This is a genomic window from Epilithonimonas sp. (assembly GCF_032054305.1).
GTDB lineage: Bacteria > Bacteroidota > Bacteroidia > Flavobacteriales > Weeksellaceae > Epilithonimonas.
On record NZ_DAMBSX010000002.1, the window covers coordinates 293,698 to 310,728 of the forward strand.

Consider the following 17,031-nt stretch of genomic DNA (forward strand, 5'->3'; position numbering starts at 1 on the left):
CAAAAACTATAAATAATGTCAGAATTATCAACATTAGATAAAGCAAAACTTTGGCTTGCAGAAGCATTTGATGTAGAGACCAGAAATGCAGTACAAACATTAATCGATTCTAATTCTCCGGATTTGGAAGATTCTTTTTACAGAGAATTAGAATTCGGAACAGGAGGAATGCGTGGCGTGATGGGCGTTGGAACCAATCGTTTGAACAAATATACTTTAGGTCAGGCAACTCAAGGTCTGGCAAATTATCTTCATCAATCTTTTCCGAATGAAGAAATCAAAGTAGCAATTGCTTATGACGTTCGTAATAACTCGAAAGAATTCGGAAAAATCGTTGCTGATGTTTTGACAGCCAACGGAATCAAAGTTCTGTTGTTCAAGGAACATCGCCCAACTCCGGAATTGTCTTTCACTGTTAGAGATAAAAAATGCAATGCGGGAATCGTTTTGACGGCTTCTCACAATCCACCGGAATATAATGGATACAAAGTGTATTGGAATGACGGCGCACAAATCGTACCACCAGACGACGAAAATATCATTAGAGAAGTGTATTCGACGAAATTTGAAGATATCAAATTTAACGGAAATGATGACCTTATAGAGTGGGTTGGCGAAGACCAGGATGATATTTACATCGATGCGTGTATGGAAAATTCTCTTTATCAAAATGTGGGAAGAGATAATCTGAATATCGTTTTCACATCCATTCACGGAACAACTTATACAACTGTTCCAAAAGCATTGAAAAAAGCTGGATTTACTAAATTGGATTTAGTTAAGGAACAAATGATTCCTAGCGGAAATTTCCCAACAGTAGCTTCCCCGAATCCGGAAGAACCCGCTGCTCTTTCTATGGCAATGGATTTGGCAAGAATTACTAATGCAGATATCGTAATCGGAACAGACCCAGACGGTGACAGATTAGGAATTGCAGTTAGAAACCTTGAAGGCGAAATGCAGCTTCTGAACGGAAATCAAACCAACACCATCTTAACTTATTATATTCTTGACCAATGGAAAAAAGCCGGAAAAATCACAGGAAAAGAGTTTATTGGTTCTACGATTGTGACTTCTGATGTTTTCTTTGATGTTGCTGGGAAATTCGGAGTGGACTGCAAAGTTGGATTGACTGGTTTCAAATGGATCGGAAAAATGATTCGTGATTTTGAAGGTCGGGAAAAATTCATTTGTGGTGGTGAAGAAAGTTTCGGTTTTATGACCGGAGATTTCGTTCGTGACAAAGATTCTTGTGGTTCAATTTTGACGGCTTGTGAAATCGCAGCTTGGTGTAAAGCCAATGGAACAACGGTTTATGAATATATGATTGACATCTACAAAGAAGTTGGTTTCTATTACGAAGGTTTGATTAATGTCGTGAGAAAGGGTAGAACCGGAGCTGAAGAAATTACGAAAATGATGAGTGATTTCAGAAGTAATCCCCCAAAAGAAATTGCAGGTTCTTTTGTAGAAGAAGTGAAGGATTTCAAAGAGCAGACTTGTTTTGTTGTTTCTAAGAATGAGAAAAAAGTAATGGACGATATTCCAAAGTCTAACGTATTGATTTTCTATACTCAAGATGGAACTAAAGTTTGTGTTCGTCCTTCAGGAACTGAACCAAAAATCAAATTCTATGTTTCTGTAAAAGACAGCATCTCTTCAAAAGAAGATTTTGTGGCAAAACTTCCTAAGCTTGAAGAGAAAATTGCTAAGGTAAAACAGGATTTGAATCTGTAATTGAAAATTTTTATCAGATAAAAATATAATCTAAAATATTTTTAAAATAAAGTTCTCAATTACTGATTTAATTTAGTTTTGAGAACTTTTTTGTTATGTAATTTGATTTACTCAGTTGCATTTAAGACTTTTGTAAATCATAAAAAGTAAAAATCCGAATTAAGTTTCGGAAAAACATCAAAAAATAATTAAGTGAAAGTATCTAAACTCGCATCTAACCTGATTGGTTCGGAAATTATCAAAATCGGAAATGAAGTTAACGATTTGAAAGCCAAAGGTGCACAAATCTCAAATCTTACAATTGGCGACCTTAATTCCAACATCTATCCAATTCCATCGGAATTGAAACAGGGAATTGAGAAAGCTTATAAAAATAATCTGACCAATTATCCACCGGCAAACGGTTTACAATCTCTAAGAACTTCCGTAAGCAATGACTTGAAAAAGCGTTGGAATCTGGATTATTCAGCTAATGATATTTTGATTACAGCTGGTTCAAGACCTTTGATTTATGCAATTTTCAAAACAATTGTTGACGAAGGCGATAAAGTGATTTACCCGATTCCTTCTTGGAACAACAATCATTATGCTTATTTGACGACAGCGAATGCTGTTGAAGTTCAGACTCAGGAATCTAATAATTTCCTACCGACAGCGGATGACCTTCGTCCTTATGTTGGCGGCGCAGTTTTGCTTTGCCTTTGTTCTCCACTGAATCCAACTGGAACGATGTTCACAAAAGAGCAATTATCTGAAATTTGCGAATTAGTTTTAGAAGAAAACAAAAAAAGAGGTGCAGACGAAAAACCGCTTTATTTGATGTACGACCAAATCTACGCAATGCTGACTTTTGGCGAAGACCATTACAATCCGGTTAGTCTTTTCCCAGAAATGAAAGATTACACAATCTATGTTGACGGAACATCTAAATGTTTTGCTGCAACCGGAGTTAGAGTAGGTTGGGGATTCGGACCGAGTTTGGTAATTGATAAAATGAAAGCTCTTTTAACGCACGTTGGAGCTTGGGCGCCAAAACCGGAACAAGAAGCAGTTGCTGAGTTTTTAGCTGATGATTCTGCAGTTGATACTTTCTTAGACGATTACAAACAAAAACTGAATACAAGTTTGAAAGAACTTCACGCAGGAATCCAGGATTTGAAATCAAAAGGTTTTGCTGTGGAAAGCATCTCGCCAATGGGAGCACTTTATTTGACCATCAAATTAGATTATTTAGGAAAAACTGCTCTACACGGTAAGGTTTTGGATGATTCTACAGATTTGGTTTTCTATCTGATTAATAATGCAGGAATGGCTTTGGTTCCGTTCTCAGCATTTGGAAATGATAAGTCAGTTCCTTGGTTCAGAGCTTCCGTTGGAGGTTGTTCTTTGGATGATATTAAGGATTGTCTTCCGAAGTTGGAGAAAGCTTTAAACAATTTAAAATAAATGGAAAAAATTCGTTTTATTTTTGGAAAAAATTCTATATTTGTATAAAGAAAAACAGAAATGGGAAATTATAAACAAAACGAAAATCCAAAAAAATCAAAAGTAGAAGAACCAATGGCCAATTACGGAGTGGGTACTTCCATTTTTAATCGGTTTTCTATACAAGACGATTACAAACTTTTGAAAAAAGCAAGAGAAGGCCTGAAAACAGATGTTTTTTACTCTCTCGCAGATGCTATCAAGATGCCGGAAAAAACTTTGGCGTCGGTTATCAATCTTTCTCCGAGAACTATTAGTAATTACAGAGACCAAGAGAAAGGCTTAGACCCGATTTATAGTGAACATTTATTAAAATTAATCAATCTCTATAGCTTTGGAAAAGAGATTTTCGGAAACTTGGATGAATTTACACTTTGGATGAACCGTCCATTTTGGAATTCCGAAGAAAAACCAATCGATTTTATCTCTACTTCGGGAGGCGTAGATTTGATTTATGAGGAAATAGAAAAATTGGCACAAGGTTATCCTGTATAATAATGCTTGTTTACAGAATTGTTCATAAAAAATACGCAGATTCACTTTTTGCAAGCGGATTAGAAGGTAGATGGAACTCGGAAGGTAAAAAAGTACTCTACACAGCAGAAAGTATTTCCCTAGCTTATTTGGAAACATTGGCTCATCGCAAAGGTTTGGGTTTTAATAAAGATTTCAGGATTATGGTCATCAAAATTCCTAATAATTCAGAATGTCAAACTGTTGAAACTTCAGAATTATCTGAAAACTGGCGAGATTTTAGGAATTATTCCGATTGTCAGAAGATTGGAAATGCTTGGTTTGAAGCTGATGAAAAACTTTGTCTGAAAGTTCCGTCGGCTGTGGTTCCTGAAAATTGGAATGTCGTAATCAATACATTTCATAAAGATTTCAAAAAAGTTAAGCTAATTGATGTACTCGATTTTGAACCAGATGATAGATTGGAACAAATTATAAAACAATATAAATAATGAAGACTATAGCAGTTATTCCTGCTCGTTATAATTCAACAAGATTTCCTGGGAAATTAATGAAAATTTTGAGAAATAAAACCGTCATTACGACCACTTATCAAAATGTGATGGAAACTGGTTTATTTGATGAAGTTTTTGTTGCTACAGATTCAGAATTGATTTTTGATGAAATTTCAAAAAACGGTGGAAAGGCCGTAATAACAGGCGAACACGAAACGGGAAGTGATAGAATTGCAGAAGCTGTAAAAAATATCGATTGTGATATTGTCATCAATGTTCAGGGTGATGAACCTTTTCTTAAAAAAGAACCTTTGAAGCAATTGATTGACGTCTTTCTTAATGATAATAAAAAAGAAATTTCCTTAGCTTCATTGAAGATTCAATTAAAAGAATCTGAGGAAATTCAGAATCCTAACAATGTCAAAGTGATTACGGACAATAATGGCTTTGCTTTATATTTTAGCCGTTCCGTAATTCCTTTTCTGCGTGAGCTTGATTTTAATGTTAAATATTACAAGCATATCGGTGTTTATGCATTCCGAAAAGAAGCTTTGCTGGAGTTTTCGAAACTTCCGATGTTGCCATTGGAAACCTCTGAAAAACTGGAGCAACTGCGTTATCTGGAATATGGAAAACGTATCAAAATGATAGAAACGGATTTTGTAGGTGTCGGTATAGATACACCGGAAGATCTGGAGAAAGCTAAAAGACTAATTAGCTAATTGCAAAAGCCAATTGCTAATAGCTAATTAAAATCCTATCTTTGAAATCCTAAAATTTTTGAATGAAAAGAATTATCGTCCTTTTTGCTATCATATTTTCACAAATTATTTTTGCTCAAACTGCAAAGGAAATCATCGATAGAAATATTGAAAGCTCCGGAGGTCTTACCAATTGGAAACTCCTGAATACTGTTCAGATACAAGGGCGAGTAACGCTTGGCGTGAATGATTCGTATATGATGAAAATCTACCAACAGAGACCAAATCTTACAAAAACGGCCATCATTTTAGCCGGAAAAGAGACACCTGTTGAAGGTTTTGACGGAAAGAACGGTTATGCGATGAACTATGCTCAGAACAAACTTCAGCAATATAATGACTACGTTCCTGAAAACTTCGATAACGACTTTATTGATTATGAAAGTAAAGGTTTTGAAGCAGATTTGTTAGGGAAAGAGAAAATTGGAGAACAATATTATTTCAAAGTAGAATTGACGAAAAACGTTAATAAAACCATCTATTACTTTGATGTGAAAAACTATTCGCTTTTCCGTGAAATCAAGAAAGATGAAACTCTGACCTATTCCGATTATAGGAAAGTTGGCCAATTATTAATGCCCTATAGAATTGAGTCGTCTTCGCCAAAAAAAGATAGCGATTATGTGATGATGATTAATAAAATCGAAATCAACAAAGAACTTCCGAAGAATACTTTTAAGTTCTAATTTCATAAAATGGAAATAGAAGAAATCCGAGATTACTGCCTGCATAAAAAAGGAATTACCGAAAGTTTTCCTTTTGACAATGAGACTTTGGTGTTCAAAGTTGGTGGTAAGATGTTTCTTTTGATTTCCTTAGAAAAACATCCTGAAACTTTTGCCGCAAAGGCTGACCCGGAGTGGAGCGAGGAACTTCGTGAAAATCATCCTCAGATTTCCGGAGCTTATCATATGAACAAAACGCATTGGAATTCTGTTACTTGCGAAGGTCTTAAAAAAGAGTTGATTCTCAAACTCATTGACCATTCCTACAATCTGGTATTTGATTCTTTGACAAAAAAATCAAGAGAAGAAATTAGCAACAGTTAATTTCTTTTTTTCGTTAATAAAGCGTTTATCTAACAAATTTCTAATTTTAATTTTAACTTTCCAGTTGCCTTAATTCTTACAAATTTTTATTTTCTCATTTTGAGATAATAAATTAATTTGTATATTAGGCATTCAAAAATTTTGATTAGAAAAGTGTAAAATTTATGATAAAAAAATTAATATTACTTTCTGTATTGGGCTGTATGATGCAATTTGGCTTCGCTCAGAAAAAAACACCAATTTATCTGGACGATTCCAAACCTGTGGAGCAACGTATTGAAGATGCCTTGTCAAGGATGACTTTGGAGGAGAAGATCAACGTTATCCACGCGCAATCCAAATTCAGTTCACACGGCGTTCCAAGATTAGGAATTCCTGAACTATGGACTGCTGACGGCCCTCACGGTGTGCGTTCGGAAGTGCTTTGGGACGAGTGGGATCAAGCTGGCTGGACCAATGATTCTATTATTGCTTATCCGGCTTTGACGGCTTTGTCTGCAACCTGGAACCGAAATATGTCCTCTATCTATGGAAAATCTCTTGGTGAGGAAGCAAGATATAGAAACAAAAACGTAATTCTCGGTCCTGGTGTCAATATTTACAGAACACCGCTCAACGGTCGTAATTTCGAGTATATGGGAGAAGACCCGTTTTTGACTTCCCAAATGGTCGTTCCTTATATCAAAGGTGTTCAGGCTAACGGCGTAGCGACAAGTGTGAAACATTTCGCCTTGAATAATCAGGAGACTTTCAGGCATTCCAGCAATGTGATTGTGGATGACAGAGCATTGTACGAGATTTATTTACCACCATTTAAAGCGGCTGTTCAGGAAGGTGATTCCTGGACGATAATGGGTGCTTACGATTTATACAAAGGACAACACGCCAGTCACAATCAATATCTGTTGAATGATATTCTGAAAGGTGAGTGGGGCTATAAAGGTGTTGTGGTTTCCGACTGGGGTGCAGTTTTGGACACCAATCAGGCTATTCACAATGGTCTTGATTTAGAATTTGGAACCTGGACCAATGGTCTTTCTCAAGGGACAAGCAACGCTTACGAAAATTATTACCTGGCAAAACCTTATCTTGATTTGATCAAATCAGGAAAAGTCGGAACCAAAGAGTTAGATGATAAAGTAAGAAGAGTTCTTGGTTTGGCATATAAAACCTCGATGAACAAAAATAAGCCTTTTGGTTCTATCGCTTCGGAGGAGCATATCGCAGCGGCAAAACAAATTGCTTCTGAGGGAATCGTTCTGCTTCAGAATCAAAAAGCGACATTGCCAATTAACTTAGCCAAGACTAAAAAAATCGCAGTAATCGGAGAAAACGCTATCAAAATGATGACCGTTGGTGGAGGAAGTTCTTCTTTAAAAGTGAAATATGAAACTTTACCGCTCGACGGAATCAAGGAACGTTTCGGAAAACAAGCCGTAGTTAAGTATGCGAGAGGTTATGTTGGTGATGTTGGCGGCGATTACAACGGTGTAAAATCTGGTCAAAATCTGAAAGAAACACGTTCTTCCGCCGAGTTAATCGCAGAAGCTGTGAAACTGGCAAAAGAATCGGATTTCGTAGTTTTTGTTGGCGGACTTAATAAAAGTGATCATCAGGATGCAGAAGGAATGGACAGAGAAAGCTATGGTTTGCCTTATGACCAAGATAAATTGATTTCTGAATTGTCTAAAGCCAACAAGAATTTGGCAGTAGTTTTAGTTTCTGGAAATGCGGTTGCAATGCCTTGGATCAAGAATGTTCCGTCGGTTCTGCAATCCTGGTATTTGGGTTCGGAAGCGGGTCATGCAATTGCAGCCGTTTTGGCTGGCGATACCAATCCTTCCGGGAAATTGCCTTTCAGTTTTCCAGTGAAGTTGGAAGATAATTCGGCGCACGCATTGGGAGAATATCCCGGGAATAAAGAAGAATTGGCTGCCGGAAAAGGAAAAGATTTGAAAGACCCGATTAACATTACTTATAATGAAGGAATTTTTGTAGGTTACCGTTGGCACGATACGAAAAACATCAAACCATTATTCAGTTTCGGACACGGTTTGAGTTATACAACTTTCGAATATGGAAAAGTAAAAGCGGATAAATCGGAACTGACTTCGAATGATAAAATAACTTTTACGGTTAATGTTAAAAATACTGGTAAAGTAGATGGTGCAGAAGTGCTTCAATTGTACATCAGCGACTTAAAATCATCTTTGCCAAGACCTTTGAAAGAACTGAAAGGTTTCGATAAAGTCTATCTGAAAGCCGGAGAATCCAAAGACGTTTCTATCACAGTTGATAAATCTGCATTGAGTTTCTTTGACCCTGTAAAACACGATTGGGTTGCAGAACCGGGAGATTTCGAAGCGTTGGTAGGGAGTTCATCTTCTGACATCAGAACTAAAATCAAGTTTACTTTGAAATAAGATTCATTGAAATATAAAATTAAAGGATAGCAGCTGCTATCCTTTTTTGTTTCTTAGAATTGAAATTCTTCAGTTAATCTCTTATCTTCATCCAGTTTTTCAACCAGTTTTTCCAAACCTTCAAATTTGATTTCATCGTGGAGAAAATCTCGAAATTTGATTGTTATTTCCTTATCATAAATATCCTGGTCAAAATTGAGAATGTAAACTTCGGTATGTAAAGATTCGTTTTGGTCATCAATAGTTGGATTCGTTCCGATGCTCAGCATCCCTTTATAAAATTGATTATCAATATAAACTTCGACAATATAAGCGCCTTTTTTTGGAAGTAATTTATTGATTGGAACTTCGATATTTGCGGTTGGATAACCAATTGTTCTTCCCAATTTTTTTCCATGGATTACTTTTCCTGTTAAAGGATAATGGTAACCCAGCATTTCATTAGCATCAGTGATTCTGGCTTCCGACAGCGCCATTCTGATTTTGGTAGAACTGATATTAAGGTCATTCGTCTGAACGGCTTCCAGTTGATTTACTTTAAAGCCCAATTCATCAGACAAAGATTTCAGCAATTCGAAATTCCCGCTTTTATTTTTCCCGAATGTATGGTCGTGTCCTATTATAATATGCTTCACATTGAGTTTATCTACCAAAACTTGTTCACAAAACTCAGTTCCTGTCAGATTTCTGAATTCTTCATCAAATGTCTTTAGAAAAATATTCCTGATGCCGCTTTTCTCAAGTAATTCTAATTTCTCTTCAAGTGTATTGAGCATTTTCACGTTATCATCAGGATTCAGGAATTTTCTTGGATGTGGCCAAAAACTTAGAATTGCAGATTCAAGATGTTCTTTTTCTGCAATTTCATTTAATTTATCAATAATAGACAAATGTCCCAAATGAACACCGTCAAACATTCCTAATGATAATGCTAATGGTATTTTTAAGTGGTAATCTGTAAGATCTCTGATGATTTTCAAATTCTGGATTTTTGCTTGCACAAAAGTATCTCTTTTTTGACTAATATCGAAAATTGATTATATTTAATTTATTTGATTTATTGTTGATTATTTTTCAAAAATCATTTACATTTTAATTTTTATTTTTCATTATATTTATTAAATAAACCATTAAACAATAATCGTATGAAAACAAGGGTCTTTTTTTTATTATTATGTATAATATTTTGCTTTTCAAATGCGCAAAACAATTATTATTACTATTACAAGGGACAAAAAAAATATTTGACTCTTGACAAAAAATCTTTTTATATTTTTACTAATAATCAATTTCAGACTTCTTCAACCAGTCGTCTTGATGTTAAAGATTATGTCCTAGTAGATGACTCAGGTTCTGAAAACTCAAAATTTGCACACATAGAATTAAATGCAGAACCTAAGGATGCTTTAGCCTACAATCAAAAGCTTGAAGACTTGAAGAAATTACCGAATGTAAATCATGTGGGTATGTTTTTTGAAAATGGTGATGCAAAATCTGTTGGTATTTCAAAATATTTTTATGTTAAACTGAAGGACAATAAGGATTATAAGATTCTACAACGGATAGCATCAAGAAAAAATGCAGATATTGTAAAACAGGTACCATATATGTCCAAATGGTATATCATGGCAGTATCTAATGGAAACACCGCTTCATCACTGGAATTGGGAAACCAATTTTATGAGACAGGATTATTTGATGCTGTAGATCCGGCTTTTATGTTAAATTTCACTAGTGATCTAGATGAAAGGGAAATAACGGATAGTAATTCTAACAAAGCAGTTCCTATTGGTGGGGGAAATAATGACGCAACGTGTTCTTATGATCCCGATTTTTATAGATTATGGGGATTAAAAAACAGCGCAAATTCTGCTATTGATATTAATGTTTGCCAGGCTTGGCAAGTTTCACAAGGAATGAATGTCAAAGTTGCGGTTGTAGACCAGGGTATTTATTTTCCTCACTCTGATTTGAGTGCAAATATAGGAAGTGCAGGCTATGATGCACAGTCTGGAAATAGTGGCAGTGTTTATATTGCTGGAAATACACACGGAACAAGAGTAGCAGGAATAATAGCTGCAGAGCGTAATAATCTACAAGTCGTAGGTGTCGCACCAAAATCCAAAATTATTCCGATTAGCCACGATTTAAAAAAAGATACGAATGATGCAATTGTTCTCAATACTTTTTCAGCTCAGCTTGCATCCGGAATCAGTTGGGCCTGGGAGATGGAGAATGCGGATATAATCAATAATTCATGGTATTCTAGTGCAGGATGGCTGGATAGCCAATTATTAGAAGATGCAATAATAAATGCTATGGAATATGGCCGTGACGGAAAAGGATGTATAGTTGTTTTTTCTGCGGGCAATAATGGGTCGAATGTACTTTATCCGGGTAGTTTCGACGATAGAATTATAACTGTTGGCGCAATTGCAAGTAATGGTGCCAAGGCTTCTTTTTCAGCGTATGGTACCAAATTAGATGTTGTTGCCCCTGGTGTCGGAATCTGGACAACTACTCCTACACAAAGTATCATATCAGATGATGGAACATCTTACGCTGCTCCTCACGTTTCCGGTGTAGCAGCTTTAATTTTATCTGTTAATCCTTGTTTAACGGGTCAGCAGGTCAGGGATATTATAGAACAAACCTCACAAAAAATCAGAACAGATTTATATACATACAACAATAACCCAGCAAGATCCAATGGAACTTGGAATGAACAAATGGGCTATGGTTTGGTAGATGCTCAGGCTGCTGTTTTGATGGCTAAAAATATGCTTTTATCTGATCCATGCACGTCAGATATACCAAAAATAAGAAAAAGAGGTGCTTTAGAAATCATTGCTCCAAACCCTTCAAGTAACAATATTAATGTAAAGTATAATTTGAAAGGGGCAAATTCTGCATCTCTAATGATTGTAATGCAAGCTGGCAATAATTTATCATATAATTATACTTTAGATGTTTCTAAAACAGAAAGCAATATAAATATAAGTAATTATTTTACTGGATATTATATAGTTACACTAATTGTGGATGGAGAAGTAGTAGATTCTAAAACTTTAATTAAAAAATAATTAAAAACATTTTTTCCAAAGATAAAAAAGGAGATAAAGAATATGATAAAAATCTTTTTTTCTGACAATGCTCATTTATAAACTTTTATTATCTTTGCGCACAAGTAAAAATTTAGTAATGGCAAACCAAATTAAAGGAAAAATTTCACAAATTATTGGACCAGTTATTGACGTGGTCTTTAATGAAGTCGAACAATTACCAAAAATATATGACGCTTTAGAAATCATTAAAACTAATGGTGAAAAAGTTGTATTGGAGGTAGAGCAGCACATTGGAGAAGATATGGTAAGATGTATCGCAATGGATGCTACCGATGGACTTCAGAGAGGACAAGAGGTTACTGGTACTGGTCTTCAAATTACTATGCCAATAGGAGAAGGTGTTAATGGACGTCTTTTCAACGTGGTTGGAGATGCTATTGATGGAATTCAGTCTTTATCTAAAGAAGGAGGTTTGCCAATCCACAGAGAAGCACCGAAATTTGACCAGTTATCAACTTCTGCTGAAGTTCTTTTCACAGGTATCAAAGTTATCGACCTTGTTGAGCCTTATGCAAAAGGAGGTAAAATTGGATTGTTCGGTGGAGCTGGTGTAGGAAAAACAGTATTGATCCAGGAATTGATCAACAATATCGCAAAAGGGCACGGTGGTCTTTCTGTATTCGCAGGAGTAGGAGAAAGAACAAGAGAAGGAAATGACCTTTTAAGAGAGATGTTGGAATCCGGGATCATCAAATATGGTGATGACTTCATGCACTCTATGGAAAATGGAGGTTGGGATCTTTCTAAAGTTGATCTTGAAGCTATGAAAGATTCTAAAGCTGCTTTCGTTTTCGGACAAATGAATGAGCCGCCTGGAGCAAGAGCTAGAGTAGCATTGTCTGGTTTAACTTTGGCAGAATATTATAGAGATGGTGGAGAAAGCGGACAAGGTAGAGATGTATTGTTCTTCGTAGATAACATCTTCCGTTTTACACAAGCTGGTTCTGAGGTGTCTGCACTTTTGGGGCGTATGCCATCAGCGGTAGGTTACCAACCAACTTTGGCTTCAGAGATGGGAGCTATGCAGGAAAGAATTACTTCAACTAAAAACGGATCTATTACATCTGTACAAGCAGTTTACGTACCTGCGGATGACTTGACTGACCCAGCTCCGGCAACTACATTTGCCCACTTGGATGCAACTACAGTATTAGATAGAAAAATTGCTTCATTAGGTATTTACCCAGCGGTAGATCCATTGGCTTCTACGTCAAGAATCTTGGCTCCTGAGATTATCGGTGAGGAACATTATAACTGTGCTCAAAGAGTAAAAGAAATCCTACAGAGATACAAAGCATTGCAAGATATCATTGCTATCCTTGGTATGGAAGAGCTTTCTGAGGAAGATAAATTGGTAGTTTACAGAGCCAGAAAAGTACAGAGATTCTTATCTCAACCTTTCCACGTTGCTGAGCAGTTTACAGGTATCCCGGGATCTTTGGTTGATATCAAAGATACTATCAAAGGTTTCAATATGATCATCGATGGGGAATTAGATCAATATCCGGAATCTGCATTCAACTTGAAAGGAACTATCGAGGAAGCTATTGCTGCAGGACAGAAAATGCTTGCTGAGAACGCTTAAGAAATTTTAAATGTCAAATTTTAGATTTTAGATTGAATTTCAATAATTTATAATTTAAAATCTACAATCTATAATTTCATAAAAATGAATATAAAAATTTTAACTCCGGAATTTGTTATCTTTGAAGGTGAGGTAGATTCAATTCTTCTTCCAGGAAAAAGTGGACAATTCCAGATTTTCAAAAATCACGCTGCTATTGTATCAGCTTTGGTTGGTGGGAAAGTAAAAATCTATACGGAAAAAGTAGGTTCTGCTTACCAAAAATATCTTACTAAAGAAAATGAAGCTAAATCTTCTTATTCTTATGAGATTAAGAGTGGAGTGTTAGAATTCAATAATGATAAAGGAATTATTCTTTGCGAATAGATTTCCAATTCATATAAATCAAAAATCCCGAAAATTATTTTCGGGATTTTTTGTTTTTTACTTAGATTACAAATGATCTAATTTTTAAAGTATTAGAATCACCCCATTTTCCTTCAACTGTTGAATAGGTTTTGAGAACCAGAACAATTCAAAATCTTCAAATCTTTCTTCGAAGTTAGTTTTGAGCTGACCAAGAATTATTTTTTTTGGATTGATGATAGAATTTTCATGCATCACTCTCATTAACCAATTTGCTTTTTCTTGATCCAATTCGATTTTTATAATATTGGTTTTCAAATGGAACGTCAATCTGCTTAATTCCCAAGAATTACCTTTTTTAGTTTTAATAAAATCTTCTTTGATAGCATTTTTATCAAGGAAAGTTACTTTGGAATTAGTATTAAATTTAAGGTCATTTTCTTCCAAAAGACAGTCATGAATATAATCCGGATGAACTGTTGTTCTCGGAATTTTAAAATCAAACCAATCCTGCAAAGGCAATTCGAAATTGATTCCGTGCATATAATTAAACAAAGATTTCTTCAGTCCAAAACTGAATTTACTGTGATCAATTCCTGTTTTATCAATAAAATCAATATCATTATTTGCAAATAAAATTTCTTGTTTTACAGGAATCACACCATATTCTTCAGGGTTAATACCAACAGGTGAGTGCGCAGTCATTGCAAACTGATGCCAAAAACCACTTTGCAGAATTCCCATTTCGAACAATTGTCGAACCATTTCCAAGGAGTCAATTGTTTCCTGAATGGTTTGAGTCGGGTAGCCGTACATCAGATAAGCATGAACCATAATTCCAGATTCAGTAAAGTTTCTTGTAACTTTTGCCACTTGATCGACAGAAACACCTTTGTCGATCAATTTTAGAAGTCGGTCACTTGCCACTTCCAATCCACCGGAAACAGCTACACAACCCGAAAGTTTTAATAGAAAACAAAGATCTTGAGTAAAACTTTTCTCAAATCTGATATTAGTCCACCAAGTTACAACCAAATTACGTCTTAAGATTTCCAAAGCAATTTCACGCATCAAAGCTGGAGGTGCTGCTTCATCTACAAAATGAAATCCGGTTTCGCCAGTTTTTGCAATAATTTCCTCCATTCTGTCAACTAGAATTTTAGCAGAAACAGGCTCGTAAATCCTAATATAATCGAGAGAAATATCACAAAAAGTACATTTTCCCCAGTAGCATCCGTGCGCCATCGTAAGCTTATTCCATCGCCCGTCACTCCATAAGCTGTGCATTGGATTAGCAACTTCTATTACAGAGATATATTGATTTAATTTCAAATCAGAATAGTCCGGTGTTCCGACTTGAACTTGTCTATAATCGTGTCTGGTAGAATTGTTTTTATAAGTAATTTCTTCATTTTCAATTAAAAAAGTACGCTTATAGGTTCTTTCAGAGTTTAATTCTTCCTTATTAATTATTAATTCCAAAGGTAATTCCCCATCATCCAAAGTAATAAAATCAAAAAATTCAAACACTCTTTTGTCTTTTATTTCTCGAAGCTCAGTATTCGGGAAACCACCACCCATTGCCGTTGTGATGTCAGGATAATTTTCTTTGATGAATTTTGCACACCTGAAAGAAGAATATAGATTTCCTGGAAAAGGAACCGAAAAACAAACCAATTTTGGCTGAATCAAGGCTAATTTCTCATCGAGGATCTTTAGTGTTATCTCATCAATAAAAGTTTCTTTAGAATTGATCTTTCCATATAATTCATCGAAAGAATTGGCACTTTTCCCAAGTCGCTCCGCATACCTGCTGAACCCGAAATCAGAATCAATGTTTTCTACAATATAATCCGAAATATCTTCTAAATATAAGGTCGCCAGATGTTTTGCCTTATCTTGTAAACCCATATTTCCAAAAGCAAATTCCATATCATCGAGTTGATTAAAACGAGAAGCTTCTGGAAGGAAATTCATAGAAAAGATCTGTCTTGCCAACGTCGGGTTTTGATTCTGCAAAAAAAGAATGACCTGATCTATGGTTTTGATGTATTCATTTCTTAAGGCAAATATCCGTTGAGAATTTTCAGAGATATCTTTAGTATCAATTTCTTTATCAAATATTTTATGGAGACCATTTCTAGAAAACAACTTCAAAATCACTTCTATACCAAGATCCATTTGATAGCTGGAAATATTCTTGGTATTCAGGAAACCTTTTATGTAGGCTGTTGCCGGATATGGCGTATTAAGTTGAGTAAAAGGTGGTGTGATAAGAAGCAGATCTTTCAAAAGATGAATTTTCTTGCAAAGGTAAGGTTTAAAAAAAAGAAATCTATATGCTTCTATGATATTAAAAATGAAAATAAAATGTAGCCTCACCAAGAATCGAACTTGGATCTAAAGTTTAGGAAACTTCTATTCTATCCGTTGAACTATGAGGCCAAAATTATATGAATAAAGTTAACTAATTTTCATAAGTCTCAAAAGTTCCGTCATCATAAAAAAATACAATCCGTCTGATTTTTTTTGAAGAGTTTTCTTGTGTTTTATCAAAATTCTCTAATGGCCGAGAATCCGCTAAAATATTTTTCACTGACATTGGCTTAGAAATATCAGATTCTCGCGGTTTTGATTTTTCGGATTTATCTTCACTTTCTGTGAGTCCAAAATTCTCATCACTAATCAAAGAGAAAAGATCTGGCAGTGATGATTTCTTTTTTTCAACAATTTCCGGCTTTTCTTCGATAATAGGATTAACTAATTTTTCGGAAACAAGCATTTCACCTTGTCCATTGATTAGCCAATCCCATTCGATATCGGGAAAGGCAACTTTGATCTTGGTAATGAAATCTAAGGACGGTTTGTTCCTCCCAGAAATAATATGAGAAATACTTGAACGCTGAACATTGATCTCTTCTGCAAATTCTGCCGGAGACAGCTTAGAATACTCGATTACTTTTGTAATTCTATCATTAAAATCCATATTACAAATGTAATAAAATTAATTTTAATTGTTTTTACATTTGTAATGCGCACTATTTACTTTTGTAATTATGCTTATAATGTATATAATTTACTGATATTTAGTAAATTATGATTATAAATGTTAATAAAATATTATTGTTTGCTTATTTAGAAGGTTTTGTGAAAAACTATCTGTGGAAAACAAATATGTATATAAGAATCTATTCTATCTCTAAAGAGATATTCCTATTTATATAGCTTTAAATTAATCCATCTATAATACTTAAAATCAATAAATTAAATTTTAGTAAGTTTGAATTATCTTGTAAATATTAACAATTAACCATTAATAAATAAAGTTTTAGCTTTTTATAATGATATTCGCCATTTCCATTATATATTTTTCGGTTGATTGATTGGATACTTCATTTAATTATATCTCTATCCAATATAAATCAAGTATTAAAACTTTATATATACTTTTTTTAAGCTTATTGATTATGAGTGGAGCAGGGAAGTGTTGGGTAGAAATTTAGTTAATTGTGAGTAATTCTGCATAATATATTCTTTTCTAAATATTGAATAA

14 protein-coding genes and 1 tRNA gene are annotated in these 17,031 nt (G+C 34.8%); 11 read left to right on the plus strand and 4 right to left on the minus strand.

What is annotated here, in order from left to right; translation table 11 throughout:
• Positions 1–15: 15 nt before the first annotated feature.
• The 8 genes from RTX21_RS05315 (at position 16) to RTX21_RS05350 (ending at position 8,423) form a co-directional block, all read left to right on the plus strand.
• A complete protein-coding gene (locus RTX21_RS05315; protein ID WP_312765818.1) occupies positions 16–1,737 on the plus strand; it encodes a phospho-sugar mutase in 1,722 nt (573 codons plus the stop codon).
• A 192-nt stretch (positions 1,738–1,929) separates the two neighbouring features.
• Positions 1,930–3,183, plus strand: coding sequence for an aminotransferase class I/II-fold pyridoxal phosphate-dependent enzyme (locus tag RTX21_RS05320; protein ID WP_312765820.1), 1,254 nt, complete (start codon positions 1,930–1,932; stop codon positions 3,181–3,183).
• Between the two features lie 60 nt (positions 3,184–3,243).
• Entirely contained in the window at positions 3,244–3,717 is a 474-nt protein-coding gene (locus tag RTX21_RS05325; RefSeq protein ID WP_312765822.1) for an antitoxin Xre-like helix-turn-helix domain-containing protein, read from the plus strand.
• A gap of 2 nt (positions 3,718–3,719) precedes the next feature.
• Positions 3,720–4,187: an RES family NAD+ phosphorylase gene (locus RTX21_RS05330; RefSeq protein WP_312765823.1), complete on the plus strand. Its 468-nt coding sequence runs from the start codon at positions 3,720–3,722 to the stop codon at positions 4,185–4,187.
• On the plus strand, positions 4,187–4,912 hold the full coding sequence (gene kdsB, locus RTX21_RS05335; RefSeq protein ID WP_312765826.1) for a 3-deoxy-manno-octulosonate cytidylyltransferase: 726 nt from the start codon (positions 4,187–4,189) through the stop codon (positions 4,910–4,912). Before RTX21_RS05330 ends, kdsB begins: the two co-directional genes overlap by 1 nt.
• A 62-nt stretch (positions 4,913–4,974) precedes the next feature.
• Positions 4,975–5,637 (plus strand): histidine kinase, encoded by a 663-nt coding sequence (locus RTX21_RS05340; protein ID WP_312765828.1) that lies wholly within the window; start codon positions 4,975–4,977, stop codon positions 5,635–5,637.
• Between the two features lie 9 nt (positions 5,638–5,646).
• Entirely contained in the window at positions 5,647–6,000 is a 354-nt protein-coding gene (locus RTX21_RS05345) for an MmcQ/YjbR family DNA-binding protein (protein WP_312765830.1), read from the plus strand.
• Positions 6,001–6,164: 164 nt separating this feature from the next.
• Positions 6,165–8,423, plus strand: a complete 2,259-nt coding sequence (locus RTX21_RS05350) for a glycoside hydrolase family 3 C-terminal domain-containing protein (protein ID WP_312765831.1) — start codon at positions 6,165–6,167, stop codon at positions 8,421–8,423.
• A gap of 53 nt (positions 8,424–8,476) precedes the next feature.
• Here the strand turns inward: RTX21_RS05350 and RTX21_RS05355 are convergent, their stop codons facing one another.
• A complete protein-coding gene (locus RTX21_RS05355; RefSeq protein WP_312766307.1) occupies positions 8,477–9,403 on the minus strand; it encodes a bifunctional riboflavin kinase/FAD synthetase in 927 nt (308 codons plus the stop codon).
• Between the two features lie 165 nt (positions 9,404–9,568).
• On the opposite strand from RTX21_RS05355, the gene RTX21_RS05360 reads away from it, so the two are divergent.
• The 3 genes from RTX21_RS05360 to RTX21_RS05370 all read left to right on the plus strand — a co-directional run bounded on the left by RTX21_RS05360 (position 9,569) and on the right by RTX21_RS05370 (position 13,499).
• The gene (locus RTX21_RS05360) at positions 9,569–11,506 is read left to right on the plus strand and encodes a S8 family serine peptidase (RefSeq protein WP_312765833.1); all 1,938 of its coding nucleotides are present in this window, start codon (positions 9,569–9,571) and stop codon (positions 11,504–11,506) included.
• 118 nt (positions 11,507–11,624) lie between these two features.
• On the plus strand, positions 11,625–13,133 hold the full coding sequence (gene atpD / locus RTX21_RS05365) for a F0F1 ATP synthase subunit beta (protein ID WP_312765835.1): 1,509 nt from the start codon (positions 11,625–11,627) through the stop codon (positions 13,131–13,133).
• 84 nt (positions 13,134–13,217) lie between these two features.
• A complete protein-coding gene (locus RTX21_RS05370) occupies positions 13,218–13,499 on the plus strand; it encodes a F0F1 ATP synthase subunit epsilon (RefSeq protein ID WP_312765837.1) in 282 nt (93 codons plus the stop codon).
• A gap of 84 nt (positions 13,500–13,583) precedes the next feature.
• Here RTX21_RS05370 and RTX21_RS05375 read toward each other — a convergent pair whose 3' ends face one another.
• The 3 genes from RTX21_RS05375 to RTX21_RS05385 all read right to left on the minus strand — a co-directional run bounded on the left by RTX21_RS05375 (position 13,584) and on the right by RTX21_RS05385 (position 16,464).
• The gene (locus tag RTX21_RS05375) at positions 13,584–15,770 is read right to left on the minus strand and encodes a B12-binding domain-containing radical SAM protein (protein ID WP_312765839.1); all 2,187 of its coding nucleotides are present in this window, start codon (positions 15,768–15,770) and stop codon (positions 13,584–13,586) included.
• 81 nt (positions 15,771–15,851) lie between these two features.
• A tRNA-Arg gene (locus RTX21_RS05380) sits at positions 15,852–15,923 on the minus strand.
• Between the two features lie 22 nt (positions 15,924–15,945).
• Positions 15,946–16,464, minus strand: a complete 519-nt coding sequence (locus RTX21_RS05385; RefSeq protein WP_312765841.1) for a helix-turn-helix transcriptional regulator — start codon at positions 16,462–16,464, stop codon at positions 15,946–15,948.
• Positions 16,465–17,031: the final 567 nt, after the last annotated feature.